Origin of the sequence: Paraburkholderia sp. HP33-1, from assembly GCF_021390595.1 — a bacterium.
In the GTDB taxonomy this organism is placed as follows: Bacteria; Pseudomonadota; Gammaproteobacteria; order Burkholderiales; family Burkholderiaceae; genus Paraburkholderia.
In genome coordinates this window covers 275,925-299,382 of record NZ_JAJEJR010000001.1, presented here as the reverse complement: position 1 = coordinate 299,382, position 23,458 = coordinate 275,925, and the positions used below count along the sequence as shown (strand labels likewise).

Annotated in this window: 19 protein-coding genes and 1 pseudogene; 9 read left to right on the top strand and 11 right to left on the bottom strand. The window is 58.9% G+C overall.

Going from position 1 to position 23,458, the window contains the following annotated elements; genetic code table 11:
- Positions 1-116 precede the first annotated feature (116 nt).
- From arsD to L0U81_RS01345, 3 genes are read left to right on the top strand one after another with little or no spacing between them, the layout of a single operon-like run.
- Complete coding sequence (arsD, locus tag L0U81_RS01355; protein WP_233799811.1) at positions 117-482, top strand: arsenite efflux transporter metallochaperone ArsD; 366 nt, start codon at positions 117-119, stop codon at positions 480-482.
- 15 nt (positions 483-497) lie between these two features.
- Complete coding sequence (gene arsA, locus L0U81_RS01350; protein WP_233799810.1) at positions 498-2,285, top strand: arsenical pump-driving ATPase; 1,788 nt, start codon at positions 498-500, stop codon at positions 2,283-2,285.
- 4 nt (positions 2,286-2,289) lie between these two features.
- Positions 2,290-2,691 carry a DUF2703 domain-containing protein gene (locus tag L0U81_RS01345; protein WP_233799809.1) on the top strand — a complete coding sequence of 134 codons (402 nt, stop codon included), beginning with the start codon at positions 2,290-2,292 and terminating at the stop codon, positions 2,689-2,691.
- 98 nt (positions 2,692-2,789) lie between these two features.
- Here the strand turns inward: L0U81_RS01345 and arsC are convergent, their stop codons facing one another.
- From arsC to L0U81_RS01305, 8 genes are all read right to left on the bottom strand, one after another.
- A complete protein-coding gene (gene arsC, locus L0U81_RS01340) occupies positions 2,790-3,218 on the bottom strand; it encodes an arsenate reductase (glutaredoxin) (protein ID WP_233799808.1) in 429 nt (142 codons plus the stop codon).
- Positions 3,215-4,309 carry an ArsO family NAD(P)H-dependent flavin-containing monooxygenase gene (locus L0U81_RS01335; protein ID WP_233799807.1) on the bottom strand — a complete coding sequence of 365 codons (1,095 nt, stop codon included), beginning with the start codon at positions 4,307-4,309 and terminating at the stop codon, positions 3,215-3,217. Before L0U81_RS01335 ends, arsC begins: the two co-directional genes overlap by 4 nt.
- A gap of 1,009 nt (positions 4,310-5,318) precedes the next feature.
- Positions 5,319-5,642, bottom strand: a complete 324-nt coding sequence (locus L0U81_RS01330) for a hypothetical protein (protein WP_233799806.1) — start codon at positions 5,640-5,642, stop codon at positions 5,319-5,321.
- Positions 5,643-5,792: 150 nt separating this feature from the next.
- Entirely contained in the window at positions 5,793-6,374 is a 582-nt protein-coding gene (locus tag L0U81_RS01325) for a DUF2442 domain-containing protein (RefSeq protein WP_233799805.1), read from the bottom strand.
- 589 nt (positions 6,375-6,963) lie between these two features.
- Complete coding sequence (locus tag L0U81_RS01320; protein ID WP_233799804.1) at positions 6,964-7,350, bottom strand: hypothetical protein; 387 nt, start codon at positions 7,348-7,350, stop codon at positions 6,964-6,966.
- Positions 7,351-7,364: 14 nt separating this feature from the next.
- The gene (locus L0U81_RS01315) at positions 7,365-7,766 is read right to left on the bottom strand and encodes a DUF6088 family protein (protein ID WP_233799803.1); all 402 of its coding nucleotides are present in this window, start codon (positions 7,764-7,766) and stop codon (positions 7,365-7,367) included.
- Positions 7,763-8,323, bottom strand: a complete 561-nt coding sequence (locus L0U81_RS01310; RefSeq protein WP_233799802.1) for an HAD domain-containing protein — start codon at positions 8,321-8,323, stop codon at positions 7,763-7,765. The genes L0U81_RS01315 and L0U81_RS01310 overlap by 4 nt, the downstream gene beginning before the upstream one ends.
- A 993-nt stretch (positions 8,324-9,316) precedes the next feature.
- Positions 9,317-9,856, bottom strand: coding sequence for a hypothetical protein (locus L0U81_RS01305; RefSeq protein WP_233799801.1), 540 nt, complete (start codon positions 9,854-9,856; stop codon positions 9,317-9,319).
- 304 nt (positions 9,857-10,160) lie between these two features.
- On the opposite strand from L0U81_RS01305, the gene L0U81_RS01300 reads away from it, so the two are divergent.
- From L0U81_RS01300 to L0U81_RS01285, 4 genes are all read left to right on the top strand, one after another.
- Entirely contained in the window at positions 10,161-10,469 is a 309-nt protein-coding gene (locus L0U81_RS01300; protein ID WP_233799800.1) for a helix-turn-helix domain-containing protein, read from the top strand.
- A gap of 123 nt (positions 10,470-10,592) precedes the next feature.
- Positions 10,593-11,882: a hypothetical protein gene (locus L0U81_RS01295; RefSeq protein WP_233799799.1), complete on the top strand. Its 1,290-nt coding sequence runs from the start codon at positions 10,593-10,595 to the stop codon at positions 11,880-11,882.
- Between the two features lie 10 nt (positions 11,883-11,892).
- On the top strand, positions 11,893-14,202 hold the full coding sequence (locus L0U81_RS01290; RefSeq protein WP_233799798.1) for a hypothetical protein: 2,310 nt from the start codon (positions 11,893-11,895) through the stop codon (positions 14,200-14,202).
- A gap of 987 nt (positions 14,203-15,189) precedes the next feature.
- Positions 15,190-16,038, top strand: a complete 849-nt coding sequence (locus tag L0U81_RS01285) for an abortive infection family protein (protein ID WP_233799797.1) — start codon at positions 15,190-15,192, stop codon at positions 16,036-16,038.
- Positions 16,039-16,096: 58 nt separating this feature from the next.
- Here L0U81_RS01285 and L0U81_RS01280 read toward each other — a convergent pair whose 3' ends face one another.
- Positions 16,097-19,177: a DEAD/DEAH box helicase gene (locus L0U81_RS01280; protein ID WP_233799796.1), complete on the bottom strand. Its 3,081-nt coding sequence runs from the start codon at positions 19,175-19,177 to the stop codon at positions 16,097-16,099.
- Positions 19,178-19,743: 566 nt separating this feature from the next.
- On the opposite strand from L0U81_RS01280, the pseudogene L0U81_RS01275 reads away from it, so the two are divergent.
- Positions 19,744-20,343: pseudogene (locus L0U81_RS01275) on the top strand (ATP-binding protein); the annotation flags it as partial.
- A 333-nt stretch (positions 20,344-20,676) separates the two neighbouring features.
- On the opposite strand, the gene L0U81_RS01270 reads toward L0U81_RS01275, so the two are convergent.
- Positions 20,677-21,291 carry a hypothetical protein gene (locus L0U81_RS01270; protein ID WP_233799795.1) on the bottom strand — a complete coding sequence of 205 codons (615 nt, stop codon included), beginning with the start codon at positions 21,289-21,291 and terminating at the stop codon, positions 20,677-20,679.
- A gap of 203 nt (positions 21,292-21,494) precedes the next feature.
- Here L0U81_RS01270 and L0U81_RS01265 point away from each other — a divergent pair, with 203 nt between their 5' ends.
- Positions 21,495-22,031 (top strand): TlpA disulfide reductase family protein, encoded by a 537-nt coding sequence (locus tag L0U81_RS01265; protein WP_233799794.1) that lies wholly within the window; start codon positions 21,495-21,497, stop codon positions 22,029-22,031.
- Between the two features lie 62 nt (positions 22,032-22,093).
- Here the strand turns inward: L0U81_RS01265 and L0U81_RS01260 are convergent, their stop codons facing one another.
- Positions 22,094-23,443, bottom strand: a complete 1,350-nt coding sequence (locus L0U81_RS01260; RefSeq protein ID WP_233799793.1) for a sigma-54-dependent transcriptional regulator — start codon at positions 23,441-23,443, stop codon at positions 22,094-22,096.
- Positions 23,444-23,458 lie beyond the last annotated feature (15 nt).

Below are 23,458 nucleotides of genomic sequence, written 5' to 3'. Positions count from 1 at the left end.
AGCGACTTGTCGGCAGCGGCAAGACGTCGCAGAAGTAGTCGCATTGCTGCAGGGAGCTTGCACAGCCTCTACATTTCTACTACATTGGAAATGTCGATTCGTGAAAGGTACGCATCATGAAAAAGCTGGAAGTGTTTGACCCCGCCATGTGCTGCTCTACCGGTGTCTGCGGTGTGGACGTGGACCCTGTTCTTGCCCAGTTCGCTGCCGACCTGAAATGGGTCGAAGGGCATGGCGTGACAGTGGCCCGGTACAACCTCGGTCAAGAGCCGCAGGCGTTCGTGGCCAACCCGAGTGTGGTCAAGGAAATGGAAGGTGGCATGGACCGCCTGCCCATCATCGCCATCGATGGCCACATCGTCTCCACCGGCATGTACCCCTCGCGGCAACAACTGGCTCATAAGCTCAACATCGCGCTGACGACGGACGAGAAGCCGCACGTCAAGCTCGGAAGCTGCGGCTGCGCGCCTGGCTCCTGCTGACAGGAGGCCTGAACCATGCCACTGCCGAGTATTCAGACGCGCTTCCTGTTTTTCACCGGAAAAGGCGGGGTTGGCAAGACCTCGTTGTCCTGCGCCACTGGTCTGGCACTGGCCGAAGCGGGGAAGAAGGTACTTATCGTCAGCACGGACCCGGCGTCCAACCTCGATGAGGTGCTGGGCGTGGGCTTGGGCCACGCACCGACACCCATACCTGGGGTGAGGGGCCTGTTTGCGCTGAACATCGACCCCGAGGCGGCGGCGCATGCCTACCGGGAACGCATGGTGACGCCCTATAGGGGCATCCTGCCTGCAGCGGCCATCCGGAGCATGGAGGAGCAGTTTTCCGGCTCGTGCACCGTCGAAATTGCAGCGTTTGACGAGTTCTCGAAGCTCCTGGGTGACCCGGCTGCCACAGCGGAGTTCGACCATGTCATCTTCGACACGGCCCCCACCGGCCACACGCTGCGCCTGCTGACCTTGCCGTCGGCATGGGACGAGTTCATCTCTACTTCCACAGGGGGCGCTTCCTGTCTGGGACCGCTCGCCGGCCTGGAAAAACAGAAGGCCCTGTATGCGGCCACTGTCGAGCGACTTTCTAGCGCTGACGACACAACCGTCGTCCTGGTTGCACGGGCCGACGTCGCGTCGTTACGGGAAGCCAATCGCACTCGCGGGGAACTTGCCGACCTGGGGATTCGGAATCAGACCGTGGTCATCAATGGCGTGTTTGGCGATGCGAACTCCGGCGACGCGATTGCGACTGCCATGGCGCGGGGGGCAGCTGAGGCACTGGCGAACATGCCGGTGGAACTTGCTCGATTGCCGCGGACATCCATTCCTTTCCTGCCACGCGGGACCGTCGGACTGGATGCGCTGCGAGAGATGGCCCACCCGGAAACCGTCGTATCACCGACCGGTCACGAGATGCCCGAAACCAGCCTGCCATCCGGGTTGAGCCGTCTGGTCGAAGACATGGCCGCAGCGGGACATGGTGTCGTTATGACGATGGGAAAAGGCGGCGTGGGCAAGACCACTGTTGCCGCTGCCATCGCCGTAGCGCTTGCGAAAAAGGGGCACAAGGTGGTGCTTTCGACGACCGACCCCGCTGCCCATATTGCCTCCACGATTGACGGTGTCGTTCCTGGTCTGACGGTGGCCCGTATTGACCCGTCTGCGGAAGTTCAGAGGTACCAGGAGGAAGTGCTCGACAAGGCTGGCCAGCAGCTCGACGCCCAGGGACGCGCGATGCTGGAAGAGGATTTGCGTTCTCCGTGTACCGAAGAAATAGCGGTCTTCCGGGCCTTCGCTCGTACCGTGGACGAAGGCAAGAACGGCTTCGTCGTGCTGGACACGGCCCCTACGGGTCACACCATCCTGTTGCTGGATGCAGCCGAGTCTTATCACCGGGAAGTGATGCGAGTACAGGGCGATATGCCTGAGGCAGTACGGCAGTTGTTGCCCCGGCTTCGCGACCCTGGCTACACGCGAGTGCTCATCGTCACGCTGCCGGAGGCCACGCCTGTTCACGAGGCCGAGCGCCTCAGCAAAGACCTGGCCCGTGCCGGCATTGAACCGTACGCCTGGGTCATCAACCAGTCGCTGCTCGCGAGTGGAACAACGCACCCAATTCTGTGCCAGCGTGGTGCCTATGAGGTGCCGTTCATCCGACGCGTAGCCGACACTCTGTCGCACAAATGCGCGCTGATACCGTGGCTCGCCGAGTCGCCGGTCGGGCAAGCGGGCCTGGAACACCTGGTTGCTCAGCAGCCTCGTGTCGAAGCTCTTTCTTCTTCAGTGAAATAACACCATGAAGACACTTCCCATCGTTTGGCAACGTCTCGTCTCTGGCGGCGAAACCTGCCCCAGGTGCTCGGGCACGGGTGACGAGGTCGAGCGGGCCTACCAGCAACTGCGCAAGCAGTTGATGCCGCTCGGCATCGAGCCGGTACTGGAAACCCGCGAGATTGACGACGCAGCCTTCAAAGCCAATCCGTCAGAATCCAACCGCATCTGGATTGCAGGCAGGCCGATGGAGGAATGGGTAAATGCCTCTGTCGGTAGCAGCCAGTGTTGTTCCGTCTGTGGGGATTCGAATTGCCGCACTGTCGACGTCGGCGGCACTACCTATGAGGTTGTTCCCGAGGAGCTGCTGGTCAAGGCTGGCCTCATTGCCGCGTTGACTTTGAACGCGGGACAGGATAACCGCTGATGCCGCCCAGCCTCGGCATCAGCGATGCTGACCTCAAGCTGGTCCTGACCTGGGTGCTCGCCGGCGCATCCATGCAATAGGGTGCACCGGGCCGACAATCACGACTTGCTGACGCGCTTGCCTTCGCTGTCGGTGACGACCTCACCATCCTCCTTCGTGAACGCCCCTTTTTGCTCGGCAGGAAGAATGTCGAGTACCGCCTCCGACGGACGGCATAGTCGCACGCCCAACGGTGTCACGACAATGGGGCGATTAATGAGGATGGGGTGCTCCATCATTGCGTTGAGCAACTGCTCGTCTGTAACAGTCGGGGCGTCCAGTCCCAGTTCCGCGTATGGCGTCCCCTTCTGCCGTATGACGTCACGCACCGATAGTCCCGATTGCTGAATCAGCTCAGCGAGTTTTTCCCGTGACGGTGGATTCTTGAGGTATTCGATGATGGTGGGTTCGATGCCTGCGTTTCGAATCATCGCCAACGTATTGCGCGATGTTCCGCAGTCGGGGTTGTGGTAAATGGTGACGTTCATGTTGTCGATTCCTCAAGAGTATTCAAATATTGGCCAATCTGCGTTGCCGCTGACCTCGCCGGGCGCATCACGCCGATGAGCGTCGCGGATGCGAAGCCGCACCATTCGCCGTATCCGACCAGCCAGAGCCTCGGCTCCAACACCGCGCGGCCATCGACGACATCGACCCGACCGGCGTCGTTAAGGACATGCAGCGGGCGTAGATGCTCGAGTGCCGGACGGAAGCCGGTACACCAGATAACGGCATCGACGTGCGCATGGGAGCCATCTCTCCATACGACGCCATCCACCGTGAAATGCGAGAAAGGGCGCACTGAATGCAGCACTCCTCGTTCGCGCGCTTCGCGTACGGGCGGCACCATCACAACATCGCCGAGGCCGCCAGTCGGCGTGGGGTCCGCACGCCCCTCGGAGCGAGCTTTCCATCGTTCGGTCGCACGCTCGAAGAGAACACGTCCGTCGACATCATCGGGCAGGAATGTGGGCTGTTCCAACGTAACCCAGGTTGTATTACAGACCTGCGACAGTTCGGCGAGTATCTGTGCACCGGAGTTGCCTCCGCCTACAACCAGTACATCCTTTCCGTGGAACGCATCCGGACTACGGTAATGCGCTGAGTGCAACTGCTCGCCCTCGAAGCTGCCTTGTCCAGGATAGTCCGGAATGTACGGGTGCCCCCAAGTGCCGGTAGCACTGACGACCGCTTTTGCGAGCCAGTCGCCTTGGTCGGTTGATACGAGCAGTCCCGCGGGACGACGCGAAACGGCCGTCACATACACGGGGCGATGGACCGGAATTTCATAGCGCTTCTCGTATTCGGTGAGATAGCGAATGACATGTTCGCGCGAGGGATATTGACCCGAGGTCGGCGGCATCAACCAGCCAGGCAACGAACTCCACTGCGCCGGCGAGAACAAATGGAGCGAATCCCATGCATGTTGCCATGCGCCGCCTGCGGCAACCTGGTCATCTAGCACAACGTAGCTGATGCCGAGCCGACGCAGGAAATAAGCGACGGCCAAAGCGGATTGACCGCCGCCGATGATGGCAACATCGATTTGTTTGTAAGCGGACACGTTGCTATGAGACATAAAGGTCGAACGGGCGATGCTTCGATAATACCGGAAATGTCGCGGTCTGGATGAGAGGCGGCCTGTCGCGTTAATTTAGTGTTAACCGAACTCCGGCGAAAGCGCTTGGCACATGGTCGCAAGGTGCTGGAGAAAGCATGCTGGCGACGTGTGACGTCTCCCACGGCAAGTTCCCGCAGGTAGGCCGCCGCAATCAGCTAGGCGGGGGCGGGCGCACGTGCACATGGAGTCTCGCGAGTTCGCGCCGGCCAGTGCCGCCTTCCATGGTGCTCACAGCGCCCATGCCCATCGTTTTCATGGTGGCAAACTCGGCCGTATGCGTCGTCCGTAGAGGCGGGGAGAATCTGACAGGTGCCGAATAACCTTGGACGTTATTGCGTCGGAAGGTCTCACTAGTCAGCTCGCGAAGCTGCGCTGTACAGCGTCGCTGGATTTCGGGAAGTCGATACCGAGCCACTCCTCGCAGTAACGCAGTGAGACTGTTTCACCTGACGATACCGGTGACAATGCACCGATGTATCGCAGTGTGAGCGGCTCGGCCAAATACCACAGATGAAGGTCGTCAAGATTCACTTTAGTCCTTGGTTTAGTCCATGCATGCGGTATCACTCGTCATCGCCAGTCTTTCCTTTGTTTGACTTCGTTTTGAGAAACAGCTCGGCGGAGCTCAGGGCGGAATAGTCAGGGCTCGCTCCATTTCCATCAATGAGGCGCCGAACGGCATGCAGATGCTCGCGCGGAACAAGTACCCACTCTGCTTCTAGTCCGTCCGCTAGTGCGACTAGCTGTGATGTGGACACAATGCTGTCTTCTGCGGCGCCTCCATCAAAGCTGGACTCAGCTACGCCGGTGCGCTCGCTAAAAACCTGCCACGTAGTACCGCGCAGGAAAAGCAAGTGGCTGATTTGCGAAGGACATGTCAAACCTCTATGAATTCAGGTCGCTGACCCGGACACGGTCAGCGGTGCTGACGCCGGTCATGGTTTCAAAAAGAGCAGCACCTTCGCTGTCACCCGGCTTCCCCCGCCCTAAATCGCTGCGCGCAGTTCAATACCAGCGCCACCGCTCCTGCTGCGAGCGCCTCGAGTGCACTTCTTTCGCCAAGACTTTCGCGACGCGAGACGAGGAAGTCGAATTTGGTCCAACCTGGCATGCCACCCAAAGCGATGGACACGCTGCCGAGCGCGGCTCGGTCGATATTGCTGTCAGCAAAAAACGCGGGGTAGTACAGTTGGCCGGCCAACTCGACGGAAAAAATCCTACCGTCTCGTAGCTCGCGGTCAATATCTCTGGGCGTTGCCTGCAGTGCTGCTAACAATGCATCGAAACTCAACAATTTTCCGCCGACAACTAACGCAAGTCGGTTTGCCTCCGCCTCGGCCCACACGTCACGGTCCGAAATATCATCGTCGCACCCGGGTCGAGGCGACCGGCCACCTCTGTATTGTCCGTTAGTTACCACTGTTCCCCCTCTCATCGCACGTTACCACCCTAGCAAGGCCCGCAGACGCTCTATAAGCCAATCCGTTTCCAAACCTTCGGTCCACTCCTTGCCTTCAATCGCTCGTCGCAAGCGCCTGAGTGTCACGTCACGCGAATTCTCGGGGAATTTAGTCGCGTCCTTGAGCGCTTTGGGAACAAGCTGACGCGCGAGGTCCTCACAGACGTCCCAGCGCTCGTATCGTTCGCGAGCCGTCAGCCCAACGACAATTCGACCGGCGATTCTCCGCGCGGCGAGTTTCGGCTGCGCCCCTGACAATGACGCGGGCGTCGTCTCGTTCGGAAAGTCGTCAGGTACCAGTGAGCTTAGCTCTTCGTCAAGCAAAAGCTGTTCGGCGTCGTGTATAAGCGCGACCACATTGATGTCTAGGTCTACTTGGTCCCAATGCAACCGTGCGCCCGATTCGCAGACTCGAACCGAGCTTCGCTGCTCGGGCGTCGCTGCTAGCAAACGGGTAAACCATTTCCAAGGAATCCGAAATTTTCGCTCATCCGTTAGCAGGAGCGTGAAATCGCCCGCATTTATGGTGACCGAGACTGCTACCGGGTCATCGGGACTTGTCATTCGTTATCCCCGTTCATACTCAATTAGAAATGCTTGCAAAGATATCTGAGAAAATCGACACGGGCGTGCCATAAGCTACTTAGCGGGGCACGCACGGGCCGCTTGCGCCGCGAGAATGCTTTGCCGTCGAAAGGGGCGGCCGGTCCGGATAGTTCCCCGGCCCTTAACGCCTGCGCCAGCCGAACTTCAGCCGCCTCGTTGTCGGCAAGTCGTAGCGCCACACGAAAGCGCTTCCCGCGCCACACCGCTTGAACCGGGGACTTGTCGCCGAGCGAGCCCCTGCGACCAACGCAAAAAAGATACTTCGCTATCGGTGGCATGGATGACGGTAATCGTCTCAGTAGCTTTCCGAGCCGACGTTGGTCAATTGAGCGGTCGGCAAGCACCAGAGGAATGTACGGTTTGCCTCCAATCTGCACTGTAAACACCTTTCCACATCGCTCCAGTTGTAGAAGACGTGCGCGGGATATCCCCCTTTGCCGGCAAAACTGCCTAGGCGACAAAAGCTCCCCACGACGCACCAGCTGACGCCGACGCAAACGTACGCGCCACTCACTGTTTTGCGACCAAACGCGTGCCTTGGGCGGTGTCATTGGGGAAACTGAGCAGCCAGGAGTTTGCGCACAACCTCGACCGCGTCGTCGTCTGGCTCATAGCGAACCGGCTCCGTGGTCCAGTCCGGAGGAAGTCCAATTACATGCGCGCTAACCTGTCCATCGCGGGCATATCCATCCAGCCGCACAACCGTAATCGCTTCGGCACCGGTGATGCGTTGAATAAAGACTGTAAAACAAGGTCCGAGCAGGCGAGGAACGCTGTACCGTTTTGCGTACATGGCCAACATACGAAGTGTCTCCTCTAGCGGCATGAAAGGAGGGCGGTCGTCGGGTGTGACGCTGCCTTCGAAGTCGCAGACATGCGCAAGCTCCGACATGTCGCCAAAGAAGTCGCCGTCATAAATCGCGATTTTCAGCATGAGAACAGCCTCTATCAAGAATTTTCGTACTTCACGACACGGCTACCGACCTGGATTTTTCGGCGTATCCGACGCCTGCCTGTGCTTACAGCGCCGTCCATAGGAATTTGCGTCGTTTTTCCCGTGTTGTACTCACGCGCGAGTCGTCCCGGCTGCACCTCGATGCGCAACTTCCGAAACGTCTCCGCTGCAATCACCTCGAACGGCGCCGCCGGTGCCAACTTCCCGGTAAATCTGTTCGCTCGCGTCTTTGCGAACACACCCTTACTGACACGCACCAGCTTTCCGTCGCGTACCAGCTTTGCAAGCACCCGCCCGACCTGCGTGGTGCTTCCCAGCGGGGCTACGTCGGAACGCAAAATAACGATGCCTTTGCGCCGTTTTATTGAGCGCGCGATTCGGTCCTCAAGTTTCATCTAGTTGTCGGGGTGAATATTTCCGCCAGTTTTGCCTGTAACTCAGACAGTACAGACGCCTCGCCTATGCCAAGGTATGGGTCAGTGCGAACAAGATGGTCCCGGCACCATGCGGGCCAGTTCTTGTCGTCATCATCCAGGGCAATCCAAGCCTCAGGCTTGCGGCGCAGCACGTCAGACCACACTTGCATGCCCTTCGCCGTGTTCGTGAAATCTGCCATGCTCATCTGCGAGTGATAAGTCGCACCTACGACCCGTGCTCGCAGCGAAGGCGTGAACCGACGCAGCACGCGGCGCAGGCTTCCGCGATACCGCGGAACCCAGCTTGTCGACAAGATGATGCAGACATCGAGGTAAGGCTCAAGGACCTGCTCAAGCAGCTTCACATGCTCGAAAAGTTCATGTCCCGGCGCGTTCCAAAGTATTGGCCCAAATTTTGGATGCAGATAGACGCTTTCCGGGTGAAGGCACCCGTCCAGGTCCAGATAGAGCACTAATCCGCCACAGCGGCGTGGCGGAGGGATGTACAGCGATTCGCCGGGCAGTCCTGTCAGCACTATCGTCGCCCTTCCAGGAAATCCTGCCAATCGTGGGCCCACGCGCAGCCTGGCAGGGGCATGCCTGAGAATTCGATATTCCGGGCGAAAAACGTCCTTGCGGGCTCCGGAATCTCACTCAAGCGTACATATCGGCGGCCGCTACCTTCCTCCACGTGCACGGACACCTCAGGCAATTGGGGTCTTTTTGATAGTTCCTCGCGGCCTCCATTCAGCGCCGCAGCAATCGCACGAGAGACCAGGTCCCACACGCTTGCGCTCCACCTTGGATAGCTGCGCACAAAAGCCGTGTCACCAATGTCGCCAAGCAGCCCTTCCCTGAGGGTCACCTCATAGTCAGCAAGTGCGCCATCGCGTATGCGGCCGATGTCGGCCGTTGCTATCACTCGTTTTGCCGTCTCCCGGCCACCTGGCCACAGCTCTACTGTCACCCTCAACATTCTCACACTCTTACGTTTAGCAATCCTACAAACACTGATGGCAAGCTACTTGTCGTCTATTCTGGTTGTTCGGGCTTCTTTACTGTTGCCCGCTAGCTAACGCGCGGGCACCGCAGAGAGCAACGAAACCGTCTTATGATGAATTCGCTCTGCTAGCTTGCATGCGTCTTTCACGCTTACTTCTGGCATCGTAGGGCTGTTTTCGGCCGCCCATTTTGCAAGCAATTCAACCGCCCTAAAGTCCTCTGCGGATGCACCTAGCGCGGTAAGTGCAGTTCGGATTAGCTCATCGCTCGGATGTGCCCGCCCTTCGACCGCAATGCCATCCGTCTCGGCAACCTCACATAAACAAAAATATGTCGCGTCAAAGGCACATCGCAACCGCGTCAAGCTCGAAATCTGGGCGTCGTGCGCGTCGCGGAGATATCCGGCACTAACGGCAAGCCGCGAACGCTCAATCTCTATGCGTGGCCGACGGCCACGAATTAAACGACCGATGCACCAGCCCAGCAGCGCACATAGAACAGGCAACCCCAGCAGCACATCGACGTGTTCAGTCTTTGACACCTGAGACACCGAGCCAATCCGTCCACTTCATTTGAGCGGCGCTTTGCGCGCCATGCACCTCAACGCGTAGCAGAGAAGCTGACTCGCGAGTCTTGCAGTGACGTGCGACCATCCTTTCAAAGCGCTTAATCAAGCGCTCACCCTCGCGTTTGGTGAGCGCATCAAAGTAGACGCTCCCACGCGTTAGGGCGGCCAGCTCCTGGTCCGTCAGGTCGCTTACGGAAGCGAGCGCGCCTTCTGCCACGGCATGAGCTTCAATTGCATGAAGCCAAGAGCGGCGTATCAAGTCGTGCTCAACGCGAAGCAGCTTTTGAATGCGGTCGTCCGGTGTCAAAGATGCAAGGTAAAAAAAGACCTTTCGGCCTAGCCATCGAAGCAGCGCTAAGCGCCACTCCACCTCTCCAGGCATTTCCTCCCCGGTGAGCTCATACGAACGACCAGCTACTTCCATCGTAGCCGGTGCCCCTGCACGCGACATGACAGCACGTACGGTGGCAGGGACGTAACGCAGTTGAAGTGCTTCCATACCGTCTTCGGGTCTCAAGTTCGCAAGCTAAAGATGGTGATTGGACAATGCACGACAGCGCTGGGAGTTCCCGCTATATCGCGAAAGCTCGCGGATATCGCTTAGCGTTGTGAAGTGCACGACCGGAGTTCCGAGGCGCTTGGCAGCCGTCCCCACGGCTCCGGCCGTCACAACATCGCCGCCATGCATCCATCTGAATGAAACGAGTGTAGATGCAAACCATGTAGATGTAAACTCTGTAGATTCAAACTCTGTAGATGGAAAGGCTGTAGATTCATCGTCTTCGTTCGGCGATGCTTCGCTTATGAACGAACACCTCTTGCCCGAGCAGATAGCCCTGCGCCAGCGGCTGTCCTCAAACTTAAAAAAGCTACGTGCAGCACAGAAAATTTCGCAGGAACGACTCGCCGACCTTGCTGGCCTTCACAGGACTTATGTAAGCCAAGTGGAGCGCATGGTCACAAATGTTTCGCTCGACAACATTGGGCTCCTAGCAAAGGCGCTGGCAAGCGACCCAGGGGAGTTGTTCGCAAAAGTTGAGGAATCGGTGGATGCACCAGACGCTGGAGCCGTCCCAACGAAGAAATCTAGACGCGCGATTCCTAAAATTTAGCTCGCACGCGACAATCTGACGTACAACCAGCTAAAGACGGCATCAGATTGCTAGGTACAACGCATTTCGGGTGCTAAGAGCTGGGCACCAGCTAATTTGAGTTGTCAATCGAGACCGGTTGAAATGGAAATCCCTGAAGCGACCGTTGAGAACATAGAAGCCGCGATAAGGAAGCTGGCCGGCCCTGACGCCAGCGAGCTGCGCTTGCCTGCCCCCAGCACTTTCATGTCGTTCTTTGCCGACGCTGGCTTGCTACAGCTCGTCCTCACATGGGCAAGAAAGTCTGGTGACGGCAGTGCCAAGTTCGAAAGCATCATTAACAAGGCGTCGACCTTCACCGAGAACTTAGAGAAGCTCCTAGGCCGGCCATACGCTCTGGCCGCATGGGTGATGGCCAAACACCTGCTTGACGCCAATGGGGACCGCATTGGCCGCTCCGAAGGTAAGGTCTTCAGTAACTATCTCGACGCGATGGATGAGTTCGACTTCGCCCGAACTCATCCGTCGAGCGACGGCGTCAATCTGCTTTGCGTGCAGGGTTCGCCACGCGAATTCATACGCCCCCTGTACGAGGGCGGTAATGGCGACCGGAAGCTAAGGCAGTTTGGCGAAATCCGCGTTGTAGTCCAAGCCGCGCTGGCGCACATCGCGCAAGACTGGCCCGCCAGAAAGCTCCTCGACATCTCTGAAGCTGCGACGCAGCTGACGCGTGAGCTCGTCGAAAACTCAGACTGGTGGGCGCGTGCCGATGAGCGTGGTGTCTTCTACTCAAAAGGCATTCGAGCAATCACGTTCCGACTTGTGAATGTTGACGACGACCGCATTGAACCATTCTCTGGCACCAACACGCACGTCCGAAATTACCTGATGCACAGTCTCGCAGAGGAAAGCAGTACCCGTCATCCTGCGCTCGGCAGCAACAAGAAAGAGGATGTCAAAGAACTGTCGTTCATCGAGCTCTCCATCATCGATTCCGGCCCCGGGCTCGCCCGTCGCTGGCTGTCAAGTGGCGCTCATGAAAAGCGCCAGATTGCGGACGTGACGTCGCTGACACTGGCCGAAGAGGAAGAAGCAGTCGTTGCTTGTTTCCGAAAGTGGGCAACGTCGTCAGGTGATTCCAACCGAGGTATTGGACTTTTCGCGGTAGCCCGCCTGCTCCGCAAACGCAACGGATTCTTGCGTCTACGTACCGGCAGGCTGTCCTTTCTGTTCGGGACGCGCTCGGCAATTGCAGATATCGAGCGGCGTCTGACATTGGAACAAAAGGACGTCTCCCAACCGTACCTGCAACTCGATGACCGGACCCATGTGTTCATGGAGGACGGCAAAATGCTGTTTTTCCTCCGAGCTTGGACCCACGAAACTCTTGGGGCTGTCGAGGGCACCTCGTTCTCCATCTTGCTTCCGGCGTAAGGGGAAAGGCATGTTGATTTTCCCGTTTTCCGGGGCGGCATTCGCGTCTGCATTTCGATACAGCGTTCTCATCTTTCTCGGTCAAGAGCAAGCGGATTGGCCCGAAATCGGCTCCAAGTTTGGAGATTGGGCAAAACTGAATGTGGTTCCTCCGCGAGCGCTTCTGGTGACCGCTCATGCACACGCGCAGGCGTTGCGCGACTCAATCCGAGACGGCAGCGCAAAAGGGTACACGGAGATTCTGGCAAAGGGCGAACTCACGATTGGCGGGTTCGACTGCTCGGGCCAGGTTAGCGAACTGCGCGTAGAGGAGCACGCTGAAGAAGACACGTCCGTCCCTCTTGACCTGACGAAATGCTTCGCCTCCGCCACGACTGAATACCTCATGCAGTCAAGCCGCCGGGGAGACGTTGTGGTTGCGGCCCCGCCCGGATTCTACTTCGCGAAGCAATCGGACCGCTACGCGAGCCACTTTTTGCGTGCGGAATCGCTACTGAGCGGCACGAGTGAAATTGAGTTACTTGCGTTGACCGTGCTGCCGCGCTTCTCAAAATTCTGCGCAGAGGAGCAGTCGGCAGCCACCATCCGCATCTTCATTGACTCCATGGCTATCTGGCCCGTTGCGCAGATGGTCGTCCAGATGCACTGCGCCAAGAATGAAGCGGCTAGACGCTGCACCATCGAAAGCTTCAGGGGCTATGAGGGACTCGCGAACTGGGGAGTGCAGCCCGGGGCCGCATTCGTCATCATCTCTGCTTCAACATCCGGCGGGCTAGAGGATAAGGTACGGCGCAAACTTGGTAAGTCAAAGAACGTTCAGCTCGTAACCCTTCTGGGGCTCGAGTCCAGCACGGACAACAACGGCGCAGCTGCAACGGACGGCGTGCAGTCGTCGTATTTGTACCGCGTGCCCCGCAAACTCTCTGGCGAACCGGGGCTCGACGGATTGCGTCCGGAATTTCTGCCAAACGTCACGAGCCTGCCCGCAGGGGCCGAGAGCGTACGCGTCATCGGCGAGCGGTTTTTGAGCCACAACAACAAGCCGAAGCTGGTTCGCCTAGCTCATAAATCTCTGTCTGCGGGAAACAAGCGCACTCTCGCCGAACTGGCAGAAGCGCATACAGTGCTCGTCGGCAGGCGCAAAGCCGTGGGAAGCAAATGGTGGTCGCTCTCACTTGACGTCAAGGCGCTGCTGGAGCGCCACACGACCGTAGTCGCCGAAGACGGCTGCCTGCTTCAGGATTGGATTCGCAACTACGCCGCGCCCGGCCCTACTGTTATCGTCTACCCGAAGGATTTGACGAATGGTGCACCCTACAATCTCCGACTTGCGCAGCGGATTGACGCAATACTCCAAGAGCGCGCGCCGGGGACAACGACGCGCATCGTTGACCACCTCACCTTGGAAAACCCTGGAGAGGAACTCGCCGTCTTCCTGAAAACCGCGGCTGCCATTGTCGCCAGCCCAATCGTGTCGAACGGGTTTATCTTCAAACAGATAAGCGCAACGCTTCGTATCGTTCAAAGGTCCGGGCCGAGGCTCTATATTGCGCTGGCAGCTCTGCCAGAGTCGGAAACTCGGTTCAAAGAACTCACGAGCGACATTGGCTCGAATTCCGCCGACAGCGCCTATCGGTTTAAGCACGCGTTCGTGCTTCCCGTGGGACGTGTCAACAGGGCCATCCAGTGGGATGACGAAGTAACGCTTATCGACGAACTCATCGAAACATGTGAAGCAAAAAGCGTCGACGTTCCTGAACGGTTGACTCGTCGACGCGACGCCTTGCAAGCTTCGGAGGGGCTTTCCGATGAGCTAGCTTTCTTGCCTTCAGCGCGAGGCGAGCCACAACCGCTCTCAGCCGGATTTCTCCTCTGGAACGAGGGCCACACCCTCGCTGGCGACAACTTCGGCGCAGGGGTCCTTCTCACGGTTGCGACCTTCCTCGAAGCCTCGAGATGTGCACGCTCTGGCGACCCGGAAACATCGCTACGCAGCGGCGTGTTTCAGCATACATTGATTGAGCCGGCGACATTCACGCGGTTCAACGATGGCGCAATCCAAGCCGCATTGCTCCGAGCAGCCTACGCGTCAGAATTGGACTATTCCGTTGACAGAGGTGCTAGCAGGGATATGACTCGCTTGATTGCAAAGTTTATCGAACTGCACACGTCTCCTGCAGGCAGTGCAGCGCCGGAGTTTGTTCTGGCACTATTGCTCAAAAAATTGGTTTTGCATCGTGATGATGTTCCGGTTATCAAAGATGCGTGTTCTGGATTGACCGGCTGGTTCGGGGAGCTGGCAAAGCAGCTTTTCAATTGACGCTAGGCGCGGTTGACTGTGCCTGAGCGTCTGGCGCGCCGCGGGAAGTGCTCGCTAGACCGCCGCAGGTCGATGGAACTCAATCAATAACTTGCACGAGGGAGCATCGTGGTGCCAGACAACCAGAAATCCACCGCGCCGTTGTGGCCATCATCTCGACCCCATTCGAGAACCGACACCATTGGTACGTAGCTCTGACGCGGGCAACACGCTCGGTCTGCGTGTTGGCGCCGAGCGCGAGTTTCAGCATTTGGATATACACCGACGCCCGTTGGGTCGTCATGAGAATCCATGCAGCCATGCTTCGACTACGTCTTGTCGCCAACGAAGGAGTTCCTGGTCATAAAGTTGAGCGCGCGGTGGTAACAGCCACGGGCGATGTTTTGCTCGCAAGATGATTGTGCGCAAGGAAAGGCCGAGCAGGTCAGCGAGTTCGTTGGCATCGAGATAGTCGTAAGGCGGAGAAGCGGAGGCTGATTTCATACAGCCTATAGCGCAACAGGTTTAGACACTCGATTTAACTGCAACCAAATCCGTCACGGCCCCGGCCTCCGTTGCAGAGGACTTTTTGTCGCGCGCTGCCCGGCAACTTTCCAGCGTTACCTGACTGTCATTGGCGAATGCAAACTGGAGCCGGCCTTTGCCTCAGCTACATTTCAGGACGCGCTGACGGCATTCGTCCTGACGTCAGGAGCGTTCGTGCAGCCAAGCTTCGGCTACGTCTTGTCGCCAACGAAATAACTGCTGGTCGTACAGGATTGCACGCTGGGGCAAAAGCCAAGGTTGACGCGTCACCCGCAGGAAGACAGCTTGGACCGATATGCCAAGCAGTTCCGGAAGCTCTAGAGCATCAAGGTAGGTGTAAGCTGAGTTCGGTTTCGAAGAGTTCATGCCACGTGTAGTACACCGCCTTATACGTTTTTGCAGCGGCGCCAGGTCAACAGCAGTCAATCACTAACTTGCAGTTTCCCTGAAGGGAGCATCTCGGTGTCTGAAAACAAGAAAGTCAGCGCGCCGTTGACCGAGGCAATTGCGACTGCGCTTGCATCGCTCGTTGGCGACGCGCAGGCCGAACGGCCAAGGGCGCCAAGCCATTCGGACCTTGCATTCCTGTTCCGAGCCCACGGACTTGAAGAACCAGACCCAGCAAAGCAGGGCTCTACTGGAAAAGCCAAGCGCGTTCGGACGGTCCTTTACTGGGCCTTGGAATTCGACAGGGACGCTGGCGAGCGACTCGTGGCCGCCATCGTTTCTCAGGTTCGAGGCAAAGGCGGGTTTCGACCTGACTCCGAAAACTACGCTGGAGCCGATGCCATCAAAAATCTGACTGACGCGTTTCGGTCAGAGGGGTATGAGCTGGCTCCGGACGGCGTTCTGAGAGCGATTCTGCTTGATGGCATGTCGGGCGCGGAGTTGACCGAAGCATTAAATGCATATGTCCGGCGCGCCAAGACCGGTGCCGGCGACGCAGCCTTGGTGACAGGGACTGGAAAAGACCTCTTGGAAGCGGTCTTGGGTCATATCCTGACCGAGCGAGTAAAGGGCTATTCGGCGAGCAGCAACTTCCCGAGTTTGCTGGCCGCGGTATTCGAGCGCCTTGGGCTGGCCTTGCCGGTGCCAGGCCAGCCACCACCTGCGGGCGAGCCTGCACAACGCCAGGTTGAACGGTCCTTGTTTGAACTGGCGATTGCGCTCAATAGACTGCGTAACAAGGAAGGAACAGGACATGGCCGCCCGTGGCTGTCGTCAGTATCAGACAGCGAGGCTCGCCTCGCTATTGAAAGCATGGGTGCAATTGCGGAGTTTTTGCTGGCAAGGCACGCGGAGTACCGCTGAGCGATTCGGTATAGCCAGCGGCCTTACCAGCTCAAGGCGTTCCTTGCCGGGCCACGCCTCAGCTTCCGACAAATTCGAATGCGCAGTCGTATGTCTCGCGCAAATAAAGCTCGGTTACCCCGAGCAGCTCGAGCTGCGCAGCACTAACGTCCTCGTTCAAAACACCCGGCTGCACGACGTAAATTTTGAGTGATAGCCGACTAGAGCGAAGCGACCGCGCAACGGTGGAGAGCGCCTTCAAGTCACCTCGTTCGAATCGCGTGCGTCCGCTGCGTTGCCGACCGACCTCGCGGTGCTGCAGGTGCTTGAACAATCGCTCGGGTTCGCCCTTCCAAAAGACACTACGCTGCGCCTGGCCACAAACCACATAAAGGTCATCAACGCGCGCCCCAGCCCTGTCACCTCCCGAGTACTTACAATGATAGAAGGAAACCGCGACCTGGCCAGGGAGAACCTTCATTGCAACTACGTCAGCCATCTCGCCGGAGCCATCATCATCAAAGATGATGTCCAGTCGGTCCTCGCCTTGGTGCGCAAGGAGACTTTCGATAACTCTTCGTTGAATCGAGTCCGCGTCTTTGTCTGCACCCTGCGATTCTTTCCGGATGTTCACGCCGTCCCAATCCCAGGCGACAAGACGTTCGCGTTCGAATGCGACCCGACGCTCAGTCGCGGGAAGCCTGAAAAGCTCGTTGTGAACGAGCGTTGAACCATCAGCGAAGTACAAACTAGGCGGCTCGGCACGGAACCACTCATCCAACGGTACGCGCTTGCGCCCCGATACGACATGCGCCGCAGTACCCCCAACGAGTACATAAGACACATCGTCAGCCGAGAAACGCACCTCATACACGGAGTCGCCGTTTGGCGTTCTGAGCCGCAAGCTTAACGGACCGTCCGCAGCGGTCGAAATCGGCTGAAGGTCAACGTCATAAAGAGCACTCAGCGTTCCGTCGATATCGACTTCGACGGCGTCCTCGCGCCGGTGCAACATTTCCTCACTCCAGTCGACGGCTATCAGCACAACCGCCGGCCGCGCCGAGACGACTTCCGGAATGACGACATTCCTGAAAATGTCTTCCGTGGAAATATCGGGATTGTTTAGCTTTTCGCCGACCTCATGACACCACTTCACCCATTTTGCAAGGTCGTAGGCGATACGATGTGACCAGAGGCGTCCCTTTTGAGAACAGCCTACCGTGACCCGCTCACCGCCTTCGTACCCACGACCGAACAAGTTAGATTTCGACCGGTTCTGGCGCAAGGCCAACGTGAGTGCATTCCCCACGTCGGCGCCGCTATACATCGAAAATTGGACCGTCTTGCTTATCAGATGGCGTAGCCCGAGGTTCATAATGAGAAACCTCGTTACGCCGTGCAATGACTTAAAGATTTGCTCGCCTTTGATTAGAGTCGTATCGGGACCACAGACAGCTCGAGCGAGCTCCTCGTGCACCGAAGAGTTGTCAGAGCTGTTGATGAACAGAAGACTTTGCGCTTCGCTCCAGTGCAATACGAACACGTTCCACGTCGTGTTCTTCAAGTCGCGTACATCGCCCCACGGAACCTGTTCTTGGTCCTTGGTAACAAATACGCTGACATGCTCTGCCGGATTATGGAAGGGCCCCGCATACATCCGCGCTGCCTTTATTGCGCGTTGAATACGTTCGGGGTCCCACGACGTACCGGTCCGATAGACCACGGCGCTCATCTTCGGCGAAATGTTCTGCAACGCAATTTGTGGCGCGGACTCTCGGAATCCTTCGAGAAACTCGGAACGCCGAATTTCGTCTTCCGTGGCCCCCTCGCTCAGTACCCTGAGCAGTTCGTTCCATTCCGCGTCTTCTGCATAAAGTGCTCGCAAGCGTTCGCCAACCTCTACATCAGCGATGTTGGCAACAACCGTCGCGTCGCCGATGTCGTCGCCCGACGTCCGTGTGAACCTTCCAGTAAATTGCAGCGTGATTGCTAGGCTCTTGTGCATATCGTGGAGCGCAGCAACCTTGAGCTGCGGCATATCGAAACCTTCGCCCAGCATATCGACGCAGACAATCACCCTAGAGACCCGTGTGCGGAGGGCCTGCAGATTGACCTGCCTGCTGACCGCGGTTTGACGGCTGTGCACTATCAGCGGGCGCAGGTCAGGCGCGTACTCGCTATAAATTTGATGTATTGCCTCGGCTCGCGAAATTGAATGGACCCGGGCCATGAGGACATGGTCACGATTTGCAGCCAAATCTGCCCGAAGCACAGAAATTGCCTCTTCCATGATGCGGTCGTCCGCGCGCTCACTGTTGTACTCAACGACGGGCCGAAAGTTCACAGACCTGAAATACCCCTCGGCCTGAGCGCGTCGAAGCGGGTAGTTGAAAATCACCTTCCCGTCGACTAATTTTCCATCGGTACGGAATGGTGTAGCTGTGAACTGGAGCACGGGCTTTTCGCCGAATTCGTCGCGGAACGCTGTCCAGGTTGCGGCAGACACATGGTGCGCTTCGTCTATGAATAGGTGCGTCGCCCATCTGGCGAGCGCTGCCCTATGGGTCGCTCGACTGTTTGCCGCAATGCTCATGGTCGCTACTACGACGTTGCAGCGCTCGAGAATGCTCTGAAGGGCTTCTGCATCCTTGGGCATTGCCTTCAGGAAACCAACCACGGGAAACTGAGCGCCAGAGCCAACGACCCCGAACTTCTTCAGCCATCCCAAAGTAACAAACTTATAACCAATCTGTTCTCGGAGTGCGTCGCTGGGAACAAGGACCAACAGCCGTGGAATACGATGCGCGACCAGCAATGCAAGCATTGTTTCGGTTTTCCCGGTGCCGGTCGGCATCACAATCGTTGCCGGCTTCGAGGAAGCTCGCCAATGACCTAACGCCGCATGTAGCGCGCCAATCTGTGGCGCACGCAATCCGGGGCGAACCGTACCGTCGTCCTCTATGCGCTCTTCACGATATAGGAAAGCGTCACCCCAACTCGCGACAACCGACGCTGTCCGCCGCGCGCTTTCATCCGTTGGCTCGGCGCCGACGCTCAATGCTTTTGGAAACGCCCAGCGCGTAGGCCGAGTCGAAAAGTCCCAGTTTGAGCCCTCAGATGGCATCTCAGACGAATCTGAGAGAACCAGAAGGCGGTCCATGCTTTCAGGCGTGGGAATCGACCTTGTCGCGACAGCGATTTTCTCGGCGTCGAAACCTTCAAGGACTAGATAACTGCGAGCGCGACCGAGTGGCTCACTCACCGAAACTTCGCACGTCCTTGCGTTTCTCGCCAGTTGAACCACTCTGTTGCCGTCAACCAGTCCGTGAACGGCATAAATCGCCGGGAAAGTAACTTCCTTTCTGAACGCCACTTGCCACCCCTTTTCCAATCTTCGTTTTAGCCGTGGAGGTGCACCTGCTCGCTCTTTGTCCAATGCCGTGCAAGTCTTCGGTTTGCGTGTCAGTCGGCACCGCAGGTGCACCAGGACATTTCTTCGGCTGTTTCTTCGGACGATTTTAAACGTAACACCGCATGAGATATCAAGGATGTGGGGCTCGACAAAGATAGGGCACCCTCGCGGCCATGCGACTGCAATGAAAGCAAAACGAATGCTTTGCAACGAAGCAACCCGCGGTTTCACATCATGAAATGATGTGTAAACCTTGAAAGCAAATCGACCCTCGCTACGCTCGGATTGACAACGACAAAGGCGTAAAAAGCTAACTTCCTGAGTTCGATCGCGTGGTGCTCGAAACGCTGCGCGAGCCGCTGGAAGCTGGCCGCATTACGATCTCGCGCGCCGCGTGGCAAGCGGATTTCCCCGCCGCCTGCCAACTGATCGCCGCAATGAACCCGTGCCCGTGCGGTTGGCGCGGCGATCCGGGCGGGCGCTGCCGCTGCACGCCGGAAGTTGCCGCGCGCTATCTGCGCAAATTATCGGGACCGCTGCTCGACCGCATCGACATCCAGCTCGACATTCCGGCGCTGACGGCCACCGAACTCGCGGCCCGCGCCGCTGGCGCTGGCGAAACGAGCGCGGCGATCGCACAGCGCGTGAGCGTAGCGCGCGAGCGGCAGCTGGTGCGGCAAGGCAAGACCAACCGCGAGCTGGACGGACGCGAAGTCGACGATGTGTGCCGGCCGGACGCGGCAGGCGAGGCGCTGCTGCGCGAAGCCGGCGAGCGCTTCGGCTGGTCGGCGCGGGCGTACTACCGGGTATTGAAGGTCGCGCGCACCGTGGCCGACCTGGCCGGCGCGGCGATGCCGAGCGCCGGGCAAGTCGCCGAGGCGATTCAATACCGCCGCGCTTTTGGCTCGTTATGAGGAGAAAAATCTACTGTCAAGACTTGACTTATTCACATGTTCGCGCTTCCGACAGATTTTGATACAACTGAAAGACTCGCTAACGAACATCTCGCCAACACATTGATTTCATTGGATTTTTTAAAATACGCCACGCTCGCGCCATTTGACGGAAGGCCCGTCCGATGGGCTTTTCCGGGCATTGGGGCCGACTTCTCAACAGAGTTATCCACAGGATGGCGCGTATAAGTCAAAAACCTCAACGTAAACCGGCAATTAGCGCGCAAACCTGCGAAGGAACTTTCACTACGCGCAACACTCTGAGGCGCGCCCGATCAGCCCAAAATACCGTTGTCAGTACAGCTGGAACGACGAAAAAAACTGGTCGACCTGATCTTGAGGCAACGGTTGATCCGCGATGATCGCAGCCTGGTACACGTGCCGGCCCCGCGCGACGAGCCGCGCATACACCGTGCGCGTCTCGTGTTGGGCGCCCGCCGCGCCGCTCACCGTCATTTCCAGACCGGGCGTCTTGCCGCCCGCCGCCAGCGGGATCTGCACCGCGTGTGCATCGGGCACCGCGCCGACGTTGCGCGCCAGTCCCGTGCGCAGGAAATCGAGCGCGGCGCGCTGCGTCGCTTCGCTGTCGTCAGACAGCATCACGGTGCCAACTGCGAATACCGCGTTACCGGCTTCGGCGGTCTGCATGGCCATCTGCATCGCGGTGCCGTCGATCTGCACCGCGCGCTGATCGTTGCCCGGCTTGGCTGGAAAGTCGACCGTGTAGCCGTTGTCGTTGTTCATCACGGTGCGCCAGTCGAAGGTCGGCGAGCATGCGCTGAGCGCTACGCCGAGCATCAGCGCGGCCGCTACCGCGTCGACGCGGCTGGCGGGCAAACGGCGGCTCAACGGAAAACGGGACAGGACACGGGCAGCAACACGGCTGACGCAAAGAGCGGTTCGGAGCATGGGACGGAAGAACGGGCTTGCGGAGCGTAAAGCGCCATTATCCGCTGATTGGCCGCCAGCCCGGCGCGCGGGGCCATGCGGTCCCGCCGCTTCGGCGCAGCCGCCCCGTTGGAGCTACAATAGAAACGCTGTTCAGCATCGGCCAGAGCGCCACCACACCGACCCATTGTTCCGCGCCGCGCGCGACTCACGAGGTTCCGTTCATGAGTTCCAATTCACCGACCGCCGCCCGGCGCACGAGCCCGCTTCGCTATCTGATCGCGCTGGCCGTGGCCGTTGCGCTCGCCGTCGCCGGTTACTTCGCGTTTGCCGGCCAACAGCGTGTGCCAGATGCGACCTTCACGCTGCTGTCGGGGCAGAAGATCACCACTGCGGACCTCAAAGGCAAGGTTTATCTCGTCAACTTCTGGGCGACGAGCTGCGACACCTGCATGAAGGAAATGCCGCAAATGGTCGAGACCTATAACCGCTTCAAGGGCCAGGGCCTCGAATTCGTCGCGGTGGCGATGAACTACGACGCGCCGATGTACGTGACCAACTACACGCAAACGCGTCAGTTGCCGTTCAAGGTCGCGATGGACGACGGCTCGGCCGCCAAGCAATTCGGCAACGTGCAGCTCACGCCGACCACCTTCGTCGTCGATAAAGACGGCAAGATCCTGAAGCGTTATGTCGGCGAGCCGCAATTCGCGGAACTCGACCAGTTGCTCGCGAAGGCGCTGAAGGGCACCTCGACTTAAGCCGGCTCAGGCAGATCCCACCCGCGCCGGCGCAATTTTTCCGCCGCCGGCGCCGCCACTCCTCACCGCTCCCCTTCCCCTTTAGCCGCAAGGCCATATCGCTTGATCTTCTCGTAGAGCGTCGCCTTGCCGAGCTGCAGCCGGTCCGCCGCTACGGCCACTACGCCGCCCGCCTGCTCCAATGCCTCGGCGATCATCGCGCGCTCGAACTGCTCGACACGCTCTTTCAGCGGGTGTGTGGTCCCGCCGTCGTCGGCAAAGGACAGCACCGGTTCGTCGGCGATGCCGAGCACGAAGCGGTCTGCGGCATTGCGCAGCTCGCGCACATTGCCCGGCCAGTCGCGTTGCATCAGGCTCGTGCGCTGCCGATCGGTAAGCATCGGCGCCGGCCGCTGATAACGGACGGCCGCATCAAGCAGGAAATGCTCGAACAGCGGCACGATGTCCTCGCGACGCTCGCTCAAAGGCGGCAGCGCGATCGTCACCACGTTGAGCCGATAGAGCAGATCGCGCCGGAACGAGCCATCCGCGACATGCTCGGCCATATCGCCCTTCGCCGCCGCGACCACGCGGCAATTGACGCGAATCGGCTGATTCGAGCCGAGCCGCTCGAGCACGCCGTCCTGCAGCACGCGCAGCAGCTTGACCTGCAACGCGAGCGGCATGCTCTCGATTTCGTCGAGAAACAGCGTGCCGCCCGACGCATGTTCGAGCTTCCCGATCCGCCGTTTGGCGGCGCCCGTGAACGCGCCCGGCTCGTAGCCGAACATCTCCGATTCGAACATCGGCTCGGGCAGCGCGCCGCAGTTCACCGCGATGAACGGCTTGTCACGCCGCGGCGACAGCTCGTGCAGGCTGCGCGCGATCAGCTCCTTGCCGGCGCCGGTGTCCCCGTTGATCAGCACGGATGCATCGGTCGGCGCGACGTTTGCGATCAGGCGCCGCACCTGCTCGATCGCCGGACTACGGCCGATGATGCGCGGCGCCACCGCGTTCTGCCCAGCCAGCTCACGGCGCAGCGCGAGGTTTTCGAGCACGAGCTTGCGGCGCTCCAGCGCGCGCCGCACGGTTTCGATCAACCGCTCGGACGCGAACGGCTTTTCGATGAAGTCGTAGGCGCCGTCGCGCATCGCCTGCACGGCCATCGATATATCGCCGTGACCGGTGACCAGAATCACCGGCACGTCGGGCGCGCGCTCGTGGCACTGCGCGAGCAGATCGAGGCCGCTAGCGCCGGGCAGCCGGATATCGCTGACGATCACCCCGGAAAAGTCCGCGCTGATCAGCTTCGCCGCAGCCTCAACCGACGCATGGCCGATCACGTCGAAGCCCGCCAGTTGCAGGCTCTGCACGCTTGCGCGCCGCACCAGTTCGTCGTCTTCGATATACAGCACTTGCAGGCCGTCGTTCATTGCGTGTTCCGGGTG